Source organism: Streptacidiphilus anmyonensis (genome assembly GCF_000787855.1).
GTDB classification, from domain to species: Bacteria; Actinomycetota; Actinomycetes; order Streptomycetales; family Streptomycetaceae; genus Streptacidiphilus; species Streptacidiphilus anmyonensis.
The window spans coordinates 105,936-116,305 of record NZ_BBPQ01000013.1 but is presented as its reverse complement, the minus strand read 5'-3'; the positions used below and the strand labels follow the sequence as shown (position 1 = coordinate 116,305).

Here is a 10,370-nt window from a genome sequence, read left to right as displayed (position 1 = left end):
GAGCGGCCTGGCGGGCCGCGTCCCGGCCGGCCGGGGGGAGGAGGAGGGTGGGCTCGCGCCGTGAGTCGGCGATCGGTGTCGCCGCGTCCCGGACGTCCCCGGGCACCCCGGGCACCCCCGGGCACCCCGGGGTATCCGGGCGTCCCGTGCCTCCTCCGGCGTCGGTCGGGCGGGCTCCGCGTCCCGAGTCCTGCATGCCGGGTTCGCGTGCTCCGCCCGTGTCCGGCGCGGCGGACAGCGCGGGCGGGCTGCGGGATGATGGGCCGGTGGATGGACGGGTGGACGCTGAGCCGTACCGGAAAGAGCTGGTGGCCTACTGCTACCGGATGCTCGGTTCCGTCCACGAGGCCGAGGACCTGACGCAGGAGACGATGCTGCGCGCCTGGAAGGCGCGGGACCGGTACGACCCCGAGCGGGCCTCGTTGCGGACCTGGCTCTACCGGATCGCCACCAACGTCTGCCTCACCGCGCTGGAGGCGCGTGCCCGGCGGCCGCTCCCGTCGGGGCTGGGCGCACCGAGTGAGGACCCGGGAGCGCCTCTCACCCCGAGGGCCGACATTCCCTGGCTGGAGCCCTTCCCTGACGGCCGCTTCGACGTGGAGGCGCGAGCCGACCTGCGGCTCGCCTGGGTCGCGGCCGTTCAGTTGCTGCCGGCACGTCAGCGCGCCGTGCTGGTGCTGCGCGAGGTGCTGGAGTTCAGCGCCGCGGAGGTGGCCGCGCACCTCGGCACGACGGTCCCCGCCGTCAACAGCGCCCTGCAGCGCGCCCGCGCGACCCTCTCGGGCGCGGTCGGCGAGCCGGGCGCGGTCCGGGAGCCCGACGACCCCGAGACGCGCGAGGCGATCCGCCGTTACGTCCTGGCCTTCGAGGCCGCCGACGTCCCCGCGCTGGTGCGGCTGCTGGCCGACGACGCCGTGCTGGAGATGCCGCCCGTTCCGCTGTGGTACCGGGGGAGCGCCGACTACGGCCGATTCCTCGACCGGGTCTTCGCGCTGCGCGGCACGGGCTGGGCGATGCGGCCGCTCACCGCGAACGGCCAGCCCGCCCTCGCCGCCTACGCGCCGGATCCGCAGGACGGCCTGCGGTTGCACACCCTCCAGGTCTTCACCGTCGTCGGCGGGCTCATCACCCGCAACGTGGTCTTCGCGGACCCGGGCGTTCTCGCCTCCTTCGGCCTTCCCCGGAAGCTCTCCCCACGGGACCGATGAGTCCTGGCGGTGTCACCGGTACGTATCGGTGACACCGACTCGAAGGGAACCCGTCATGAGCGTCGTCGTCATCGAATTCACCACCCTGGACGGCATCGTGTCCGATCCGGACGGCCGAGGCGGCACGCCGCTCGGAGGCTGGGCCTTCCGGTACGGCCCGGAGGCCGTCGCCGGGGACAAGTTCCGGCTCGGCCGCACGCTGGACGAGGGCGTCCTGCTGCTCGGGCGCAGCACCTGGGAGCTGTTCTCCCGCATCTGGCCCACCCGGGACACCTCCTTCGCGCGCCGGATGAACGCCGTGCCCAAGCTGGTCGCCACCCGCACCCTCACCGAGGCCGACATGTCGGCGTGGGGGAACTCCCGGATCCTCGACGGCCCGCTCGTCGACGCCGTCAAGCGCGAGCCCCGGGACGTGGTCGTCGCCGGCAGCCTCGGTGTCGTCCACCAGCTCATGGCGGCGGACCTGGTCGACGAGTACCGGCTGCTGACCTTCCCCACCGCCCTCGGCGCGGGCAGCCGGCTGTTCCCCGACGCCGGCCCGCACCAGGAACTGGAATGCCTGTCGGCCGAGCAGATCGACGCGGCCGTCCTCACCCGCTTCCGGAGGAAGACCCGATGACGGGCCGTCTCCTCGCCCGCTACGAGACCCGCCGTCCCGGCGCGGGCGAGCCCGCGGGTGTGGGTTGCGACCCTTATCCCCTCGCCGACGTGCTGTCGTCGGCATCGACCGTGACGACCCGCACGTCCGGCCCGACATGGGCCTTGACCAGCTCACCGTTCGGGTCGTCGTTGGTGTCGACCCAGGCACGCGCGGCCGCCGCGTCGAGTCCGCCGGCCCGCTGACGGGCGAGGAGGCGCGCGTCACGGACGGCGTCCGGGACGGCGAGGAACCACAGGGCGTCCAACTGCTCGCGGACCTCGGACCAGCCGGGGCCGCCCGCCGCGCCCGCCGCGAGGTAGTTGCCCTCGGTGACGATCAGCCGGGTCTCCGGGGCGACGAGGTGGCGCGCCGCGACGGGATCGTGGAGCGTGCGGTCGTAGTCGGGGACATAGACCGGCTCCCCGGGCACCGCCGCCCGCAGCCGCCGCAGCAGGGCGACATAGCCCCAGACGTCGAAGCTGGGCGCGGAGCCCTTGCGCGAGGCCAGGCCCAACCGGTCCAGCTGCGCGTTGGAGAGATGGAATCCGTCCATCGGGACGTATGCCGCCGCGTTCGGGCCGAGGCGCTCGCACAGCGTGGCGACCACGCGCACGGCGAGCGTCGACTTGCCCGCGCCGGGTGCGCCCGCGATGCCGAGGAGGAAGCGGCCGCCCGGCGGGGGCACGAGCGCGGCAGCGGCCGCGACCACCTGTTCCCTGTCCATCGCGCTCCTGCCTGTCGTCAACGCCGAAGGGCTCCCTCGCCTTGACGAGGGAGCCCTTCGGATGTCTGTGCGCCGCCAGGGACTCGAACCCCGGACCCGCTGATTAAGAGTCAGCTGCTCTAACCAACTGAGCTAGCGGCGCCTGCTGACGTGGAAGACATTACATGAACAGCGCGCGAAACGCCGAATCGGCCCCTCGGCCACCCGACCAGCCGGCCGTCGGACCGCCCCGCTCCTGGATCATGGTTGCCGCGGCGGCTCAGGCCGTGCCAGCGTGGACGCCATGACGACTCCCGGAACCTCCCCGGCCCCAGCCCCCGTCCCGGACGTCCTCCGGTACACCGCCTTCTCTGCGGACCCCTCCGGCGGAAACCCGGCCGGCGTGGTGCTGGACGCGCGGGCGCTCGGCGACTCCGAGATGCTCGCCCTCGCCGCCGAGGTGGGGTACTCCGAGAGCGCCTTCGTCACCGAGCGCGACGACGACGCCCGCCGCTTCCGGATCCGCTACTTCAGCCCGCTCGCGGAGGTCGACTTCTGCGGCCACGCGACCGTCGCCACGGCCGTGGCCCTGGCCGACCGCCTCGGGACGGGACCTCTGGTCTTCACCACCAACGCCGGCGAGATCACGCTCGACACCGGGCGGGAAACCGTCGACGACGGCACCGGCGGGGGCAGCGGTGCCGAGGCCGTCCGCGCCACGCTCACCAGTGTTCCCACCCGGACCCGCCCGGCCGCGGACGCCGAACTGGACGAGGCGCTCACCGCGCTGCGCTGGTCGCGTACGGATCTCGATCCGTCACTGCCGCCGCACGTCGCCTTCGGCGGGGTGGAGCACCTCGTCCTCGCGGCCGCGACGCGTGAGCGGCTGCGCGCGCTGGACTACGACTTCGACGGCCTCGCGGGGGTGATGCGCCGTCACGGCTGGACCACGCTGCAGCTGGTGTGGCGCGAGAGCGAGGAGCTCTACCACGCGCGTGACCCGTTCCCAATCGGCGGCGTGGTCGAGGATGCGGCGACCGGCGCCGCGGCCGCGGCCTTCGGCGGCTATCTGCGTGAGCTCGGCGCGCTGCCGGCGTCGGGGGCGATCACCATCCGGCAGGGCGAGGACATGGGGCGACCGAGCACGCTCACCGTCGCGTCCGTGCCGGACACCGGGCGCATCCGCGTGTCCGGAACCGCTGTGCCGCTCTGAGGCTCCGCCGCCGCTTGCCGACGCGCGGGGGTTCAGCGGTGGAGCGGCACCGGACTCGGCAGGGGCTCGACCGCGACCGGCGCCGAGCCCGCCCGCTCCACAGGCTGGGACTGCTCCGCGTCGCGCGGAAGGTCGCGCGCGGCGCGGACGCACGCCCACAGCAACGTCGAGGACCCCGGCAGCCAGGGCTCGCGCTCGTCGGGGGCGACGACCCAGCGCCCCTGGCCCTCGGGCGCGTCCAGCGGCCGCTGCAACGGCGGGACGGTGATCGCGTCGCCCGGGCCGTGGCAGAGCAGCGGCGGCACGTCGCGCGCCCACTCCTCCCAGACCAGCAGCGGACGCAGCCGCGCCGCGGTCCCGGGCTCCGCGAAGACCAGGATCCGCCCGCGGAACGTCGCCACCGGCCCGCAGCCCGGCCCGGAGGACCACAGCTCGTCCAGGACGCGGCGCCCGAACAGGCCCGGCATGTTGATCACGTCGAAGACGCGCCCACACGGCAGCACCGTCGCCGCCCAGGGGCGCGACTCCCACAGCGCACGCATGCTCCGCGGGTACTCGCTGGCGGAGGCGAGCCAGGCCTCACCGGCCACGGTCACGTACTCGACGGAGTCGTAGGTCCACATGTCCACGGTCCAGCTGTATCGAGCGCGCGGTTTGCCGGGCTCGGGAACATCTGAATCCCGGACAGGGGAGGGGTGGACCGAGTACTATCCGCTGCCTTTGGCATATGGCTCCTGGCATATGCCGCGTACTGGTCGACCCGTTCAGTCCACCGGTCGGCGCTGCTGCAGGCCGCGTCCGTACTCGACCATCTTCGCGGCATAGTCCGGCGTCCAGTCCGCCGAGGCGGCGATCTCCTCCAGGCTCAGGCTGTCGAACCGACGCGGGTCGGCGAGCTGGGCCGCGGCCAGCGCCTGGAAGTCGCTCGCCTTCTCCGCCGCCGCGCGGAAGGCCAGCGTCAGCTCGGTCGCCCGCGCGAGCAGCTCACGCGGGTCCTCGATCGACTCCAGATCGAAGAAGTGCTCCGCCTCCGGTTCCGCGAGCCCGGGCTCGAAGAGCAGCGGCGCAGGCCGGAGCCTCCGCTGCGGCGAGCGTTCGGCCGAGGAGTCGGACATCGGAAACCTCCTGATACGACGAGGGGACGGTGCGTGCCGACACTCCATTGTCCGGCCACGCCACCGCGTGAGGAACAGGGCGATGCGCTGCGGATATTCCCGGGAAGGCCGCCCGGTGAGGACCGGAGGAGGGCGCCCCCCTCATCCCGCCGCCACCCGGTGCCGCCGGAGGTGCTCAAGCACCGCGTGGTTCGCCTCCCAGCCGTCCGGGAACTTCGACACGACGCCGAGTTGGACCGGCTCGGTCGACGGGTGGGCGTCCAGCAACTCGGAGATGCCGGCACGGGTGACCACGATGCACGCGTGCCGGTGCCGTGAGGCGAGCACGCAGAGACGGCCTGTCTCCAGGTGGAACGCCGTCGCGTCCGGGCGGCCGGACAAGGGGTGGAGGACCACGGTGACGTCGTACTCGCGTCCCTGGAGGCGGTTCGCAGTGTCGACGGTGACGTCCGTGACGCCGAGCGCGGCCAGCGCGCCGCGGACCGCCGCGGCCTGGTCGCGGTGCGCGGTGCCGACGGCGATCCGGGACGCGTCGACGGCAGCCGAGCCCCGTTCGGAGCGGGCCTCGCCGCCGCGCGCCAGCAGCCGGGCCACCACCGCCGCGACCGCGGCCACCGCCTCCGGATCGGTGCGGACCGTCAGCCGCGCCGGCAGCTCCAGCAGACCCCAGCCGGACTCCGCCGCGACGTCCAGCACCTCATCCGCCGCGCGGGCCAGAACGGGCCCGAGCCCCGGCGGGGGAGGAGGCGCCGGCGGGCCCAACTCCAGGCGGCGGTCGCCCGGCTCGGTGCCGGCGCGGAACGGCGTGAACGGGTAGAAGGCGTCCGAGACCAGCGGCGCGGCCGAGGCGGGCAGACGCCACGAGACCGGCAGGCGGTGCGGGACGATCCCCGGGTTGTGGGCGAGCAGCGTCACCACCGCGCTCTGCGACGGGTCGTGGTGCAGGCCCGCCCAGTCGTCCGTGCCGACGATGCTGAACGGGTCCAACTGGCCCGGATCGCCCACGAAGAGCGCGCGCTCGAAGAGCCGGGCCACGGCCAGCAGCGCGTCCGAGCGCATCTGGTAGGCCTCGTCGACGATCGCGTGCCGCCACGGCTCGGTGTCCTTGACCCACTGCCACTTGGCCGCCGTGGCGACGACGACGGGCAGCTCGCGCAGGTCCGCCGCCTTGGTGGAGGCGACCACGCCCGCATGCCGCATGGCGACCTCGGCGGGCAGCGCGTCGCTGCCGTGCAGACGGCCGACCGCCAGGCCCGGATCGGCCTGGGCCAGGCGGTCCACCAGGTCGTCGACCTGGCTGTTCGTCTGCGCCACGATCATCAGCCGCTCACCGGTGGCGACGAGCTCGCGCGCCGCCTTGACCACCAGCGTCGACTTGCCCGCGCCCGGCGGGGAGTCGACGACCGTACCGCGCTCGCCGCCGTGCAGCGCCGAGGCGAGGATCGCGGCGACGGCCGCGTCCGCCTGCTCGCCCGGTGACGGCGAGGGTTCCGGTGACGGCGACGGTCCCGCGGACGGCACTGGTCCCGCCGACGGCGAGGGGGCAGCCGACGGCGACGGGATCGCCGAGGCGGCCGGATCGGGGAGCGTGGTCACTTGGGCGGCCCTCCGTGGGTCCAGGGCGTGTCCTCAGGCTCGGGCAGCGGCGCGGACTGACGGGCCGACAGCTCGAACAGCGTGAAGCAGACCTGCTCGCCCGCCTCCGGCACCGTGCCGGGCTCCGGCTCCTTCTTCCGGCCCATGCCGCTGAGCAGGCGGAGCGTCAGCAGTCCCGCCTCCGCGTCGAGCTGTACCAGCTCGGCGCGCTGTGCGGCGGGCCCGCCCGCGCGATGCACCTCGCCCCCGGGATCGAGATGCGGGCGGTCCTGTGTGCGGACCGTCACCAGCGGGCGCGGCTTCGGGCTGCGCCCGCTCGTGTCGTAGGCGGGCAGGACCTCGACGACCTCGCCCGCGAACGCCTGTCCCGCGAGCCGGTGCTCGGCCATGGCCAGCGGGTCGTCCAGCGCCTCCTCCAGATCCACCCGGACCTGCTCGCGCTCGCGCTGCGCGAGCTTCCGCGCGGCCGTCACGGCGTCGTCGTGCAGCGGCTGCGGCGGCTCGCCCGCCGCGACCCGGGCGAGGTCGGCCGGTGTAGGACCAGCGGTCGCTCTCCCAGCGCTCCGTCACGTGGGCGGCCGGCGGAAGCGTGCGCAGCAGGTCGATGCCCTGCCAGACCTGGTGCCACACCGGCAGCAGCACGGACTGGAGCAGCGCCTCGACCTCCCGGGCGCGAGCCTGCGTCAGCGGCTCGTCCTGCGCGGCGCGAGCCGCGTCGAAGCGGGTGACGGCGGGGGAGAGCAGCAGGCTGTCGAAGGCCGGGTCGGTGGTCGGACCGGCCGGCGGCACCAGCAACTGCCCGCGCTCGTCCCGGCCGTTCTCGGCCCGCAGCGCGGCCCGCTCCCCGTGTTCGCCCTGCGGCGGGGCGATCCACGCGAGCAGCGCGCCCAGATGTGCGTCCTCCAACGAGCTCTGGCCCGTGGCCCAGTGGTGGGAGAGCGCCGTCGTGAGCGGCAGCAGCATGGACGAGCCCGGCACGTTCGAGCGCTCTGACAGGTGCGTCAGCCACCGGCCGAGCAGCGGGACCCGCGCCGGCACCGGGTAGGGACCGGGATCGGCGTCCTCGGCCGTGCGCCGGAACCGGGTGGACCGACCGAACAGCCCCAACAGCTCCATCGCGCCCGGGTTCGGCACGACCAACTGCGGCGCGTCCGCGCACAGCTCGCGCACCTCCACGGTCTTCTCGCCCGACTCCGGGTCCTTCACCGACCGTTCCAGCAGCTCGACGTCCTCGCCGAAGCTCTCCAGGTAGGGCAGCAGCTCATCGCCGAGCCGGGCCAGGAAGGCGAAGCGCAGGTCCCGGTCGAGCGGCTGGGGGACCGTCAGCAGGCATGGGCTCTCCCGGTCCTGGCCGAGCAGCATCGCCAGCGGCGCGCCCGTCTCGCCCGCGGCGGCCAGCGGGACCAGCACGAACGGACGCTCGGCGAGATGCCGGTGCCGCACGGTCGCGAGCGGCTGTGCGACGCCGGCCCGCACCGCCTCCAACCGGGCCAGCGTGGTGAGCAGGCTCATCGCGCCAACGCCTCCTCGCGCAGCCGGGCCGCCCGTGCGAGCGCCCCGTCGCCCGCCGTCGCGGCCAGTGCCGCGTCGACCGTGGTCAGGCTGCCCAACTCCCCGCGCACGCCACGCCCCAGCACCTCCACCGCGCCCGCCGCCCTGGCCTGCGTCCGGCAGTGGAACGCCAGCTCGCACGCGGCCAGGCACTCGGGCGCATACGTGTGCGCGAGCCTGTCCACCGCCTCGGGAGCCTCGTCCAGCCGGACCGTCTCCGGCAGCGCCGCCAGCAGCGTCTCGATCCGCGTCATCCGCGCCAACTGCCGCCGCGTCACCGCGAGCTGCTTGCGCAGGTCGAGCGGCGCGGCGACGGCGACGTTGGAGAAGTCGCGCGGGCACACCAACAGCCCCGTCGTCCGCACGGCCGCCGCGAGGCCGACGGGCTCGGCGTAGGGAGACGCAGGGGCGGCCGCCCCTGCGGGCACCGCCGTCTCCGGGCCCCTGCCGGAAGCGGTCCCGCGCGCTGCGGCGCCATCCGCGCCGGGTGTGGCTGCGCTCGGGAGGCCCGCCGCTAGCACGTGCGCGGCGGCGTGAGCCGTTGCGTTTGTCGGAACAAGGCCCGAGCCCGCGGTGCGCGGGACGTCCGCGCCCGGGATGTCCGCACCCGCGCCGGAGGCGTGCGGGCGCGCCGCCGGACCGGTGCTCGACCTCGGGTGGACGAGGCCCGGACCGTTCTCGGCCGCTGCCGCTGCCGTTGCCCCCGTCGCGTCCAGCGCCGCCGCCGTGGCGCGGAGCGCGAGGACGTAGACGGCGGCCTGGCGGGCAGCGGCGCCCACCTTGGTCGGATCCGCGCTGCCGTCGAGGATCGGGAAGGACTTGATCTCCACGACCGTCCACCGCCCGTCGGGGCCGACCACGATCGCGTCGGGCTCGAGGGAGACCGTGGAGCCCGCGACGTCCAGCCGCAGCAGCGGGCGGTCGAGCAATGTCCAGGCCCGGCCCGCCGCGGCGTCCGCCGTGGCCTCGGCCAGCGCCACGCGCGTACGGGTCGCGCGGACCGCCGGGCCCTCGGACGGGAGCAGGTCCGGCACCTCGACCGGCGACTGCGCCGACGCCTCCGGCAGCAGCTCGGCCCGCAGCAGCGCGACCAGCTCGGCGCAGCGCTCGGCGCGCAGCCGGCGCTCGAAGACGAGCCCGCGCGTGATCGCGAACGGCGACTGCCCGAACGTCGCCGGACTGCCCAACCGCGTCGCCAGCGCCGCCTTGTCGACGCCCGCGGCGTCGAGCACGGCGCGCCGGTCGCACCCCGGATTGGCCGCGAGCGCCGCCAGCGCCCGGGCGTCCATATTGCGCGCGGCGGCGCCCCCGCGCAGCGCGGCCAACCGCGTTTCGAGGGGGGTGAGGGGCTGATCGACCCGTGCATGCGTGCTGTGGTTCATGGTGCCCGCCAGTGTTGCACCTGCCGCTGACATCCGTCCCGGAAGTCCCGGTCCGAGGGTGTCCCGTGCGACTGATCGGGACAGTCGTCACGCGGCGGTCACGCGGCCGCGACTCCTGTCACCGCGGCGCGCGGCCCCGCCCCACGGCGGAGCCGACGCTCCTGCGGCGTTCTCAGCCGGTCACCGTCACGGTGGTGGTTTCGGGGCTGGCGCTGTTGCTCTGGTAGACGGTGTCGCCGCTGTAGACGGCGGTGATGATGTGGGTGCCGGTGGTGCGGAAGGCGGTGACGGTCCCGGCCGCCGCGCAGTTGCCGAGGGACAGGAACAGGCGTCCGGTGCCGAGGGTCTTGCCGGTGGTGGTGTCGGTGAACGTGACGGTGCCGGTCGGCCTGGTCGTGGCGCCCGTATCGGCCGGGCAGACAAGGTCGCTGAGCACGACCGGAAGGCCGACCCGGGTGCGGGAGAACATCGCGGTCAGGGATGTCCTCACGGGCTTGCCCGGGGTGGTGTAGCTGATGGTGATGCCCGGCGCGGCGCTGGTGGCGGTGGGGCCGGTGCCGCCGGCGGGGACCAGGGACGAGCCGCCGCCTCCGCCACCCCCGCCGCCGCTCGGGGAGATGAAGGGGTTGATGTTGCCGCCTCCGCCGCCACCGTAGTAGCCGCCGCCTCCGGCGCCACCGGTCAGGGAGGCGCCCGGGCCGCCGCCGGTGCCGCCGGCACCGAGCGCGCCGTTCCCGCCGCCGAACACCCCGCCACCGCCCGTGCCGCCGGTCCCGCCCTGGGTGGACGTGCCCGGGCCGCCGCCGGTGCCGCCGTTGCAGGTCGCGTCGGCTCCTGGCTGGCCGGCGTCCCCGCCCGGGCTTCCGGTGCACTGACCGGCCCAGCCGGCTCCGCCGCCGCCCGCGGCCACGATGAGGCGGGAGTCGGTGGTGGTCAGTGGGGTGGTGTCCGGCAGGGTGCGG

The 10,370-nt window shown here is 75.0% G+C and carries 9 protein-coding genes, 1 tRNA gene and 1 pseudogene; 3 read left to right on the top strand and 8 right to left on the bottom strand.

Features of this window, described 5'->3' with window-relative positions:
- The first annotated feature begins 278 nt into the window (after positions 1-278).
- Both TR50_RS15445 and TR50_RS15440 read left to right on the top strand, forming a co-directional pair.
- On the top strand, positions 279-1,208 hold the full coding sequence (locus TR50_RS15445; RefSeq protein WP_042420852.1) for a sigma-70 family RNA polymerase sigma factor: 930 nt from the start codon (positions 279-281) through the stop codon (positions 1,206-1,208).
- Between the two features lie 55 nt (positions 1,209-1,263).
- Positions 1,264-1,827, top strand: coding sequence for a dihydrofolate reductase family protein (locus TR50_RS15440; RefSeq protein WP_042420851.1), 564 nt, complete (start codon positions 1,264-1,266; stop codon positions 1,825-1,827).
- Positions 1,828-1,900: 73 nt separating this feature from the next.
- Here TR50_RS15440 and TR50_RS15435 read toward each other — a convergent pair whose 3' ends face one another.
- On the bottom strand, positions 1,901-2,572 hold the full coding sequence (locus TR50_RS15435; RefSeq protein WP_042420850.1) for a nucleoside/nucleotide kinase family protein: 672 nt from the start codon (positions 2,570-2,572) through the stop codon (positions 1,901-1,903).
- Positions 2,573-2,640: 68 nt separating this feature from the next.
- Positions 2,641-2,714 (bottom strand) — tRNA-Lys (locus tag TR50_RS15430).
- 141 nt (positions 2,715-2,855) lie between these two features.
- Between TR50_RS15430 and TR50_RS15425 the strand changes: the two genes are divergently transcribed.
- Positions 2,856-3,764, top strand: a complete 909-nt coding sequence (locus TR50_RS15425) for a PhzF family phenazine biosynthesis isomerase (RefSeq protein WP_042420966.1) — start codon at positions 2,856-2,858, stop codon at positions 3,762-3,764.
- Positions 3,765-3,796: 32 nt separating this feature from the next.
- Here TR50_RS15425 and TR50_RS15420 read toward each other — a convergent pair whose 3' ends face one another.
- The 6 genes and pseudogenes from TR50_RS15420 to TR50_RS49735 all read right to left on the bottom strand — a co-directional run.
- Positions 3,797-4,387, bottom strand: coding sequence for a bifunctional DNA primase/polymerase (locus tag TR50_RS15420; RefSeq protein ID WP_084700337.1), 591 nt, complete (start codon positions 4,385-4,387; stop codon positions 3,797-3,799).
- A gap of 141 nt (positions 4,388-4,528) precedes the next feature.
- Complete coding sequence (locus TR50_RS15415; protein WP_042420848.1) at positions 4,529-4,879, bottom strand: DUF8844 domain-containing protein; 351 nt, start codon at positions 4,877-4,879, stop codon at positions 4,529-4,531.
- Positions 4,880-5,020: 141 nt separating this feature from the next.
- Entirely contained in the window at positions 5,021-6,400 is a 1,380-nt protein-coding gene (locus tag TR50_RS15410; RefSeq protein WP_042420963.1) for an AAA domain-containing protein, read from the bottom strand.
- A gap of 71 nt (positions 6,401-6,471) precedes the next feature.
- Positions 6,472-7,987, bottom strand: a pseudogene (locus TR50_RS15405) (hypothetical protein).
- Complete coding sequence (locus TR50_RS42550; protein WP_152648412.1) at positions 7,984-9,408, bottom strand: hypothetical protein; 1,425 nt, start codon at positions 9,406-9,408, stop codon at positions 7,984-7,986. The pseudogene TR50_RS15405 and the gene TR50_RS42550 overlap by 4 nt, the downstream one beginning before the upstream one ends.
- A gap of 172 nt (positions 9,409-9,580) precedes the next feature.
- Positions 9,581-10,370, bottom strand: a 790-nt coding sequence (locus TR50_RS49735; RefSeq protein ID WP_052441016.1) for an Ig-like domain repeat protein, incomplete at its 5' end; no start/stop codon positions are given.

Excerpts from the sequence above, each read along its gene's own strand:
- TR50_RS15440 (WP_042420851.1), top strand. The coding sequence starts at position 1,264 with ATGAGCGTCGTCGTCATCGAATTCACCACCCTGGACGGCATCGTGTCC.
- TR50_RS15435 (WP_042420850.1), bottom strand. The coding sequence starts at position 2,572 with ATGGACAGGGAACAGGTGGTCGCGGCCGCTGCCGCGCTCGTGCCCCCG.
- TR50_RS15425 (WP_042420966.1), top strand. The coding sequence starts at position 2,856 with ATGACGACTCCCGGAACCTCCCCGGCCCCAGCCCCCGTCCCGGACGTC.
- TR50_RS15420 (WP_084700337.1), bottom strand. The coding sequence starts at position 4,387 with ATGTGGACCTACGACTCCGTCGAGTACGTGACCGTGGCCGGTGAGGCC.
- TR50_RS15415 (WP_042420848.1), bottom strand. The coding sequence starts at position 4,879 with ATGTCCGACTCCTCGGCCGAACGCTCGCCGCAGCGGAGGCTCCGGCCT.
- TR50_RS42550 (WP_152648412.1), bottom strand. The coding sequence starts at position 9,408 with ATGAACCACAGCACGCATGCACGGGTCGATCAGCCCCTCACCCCCCTC.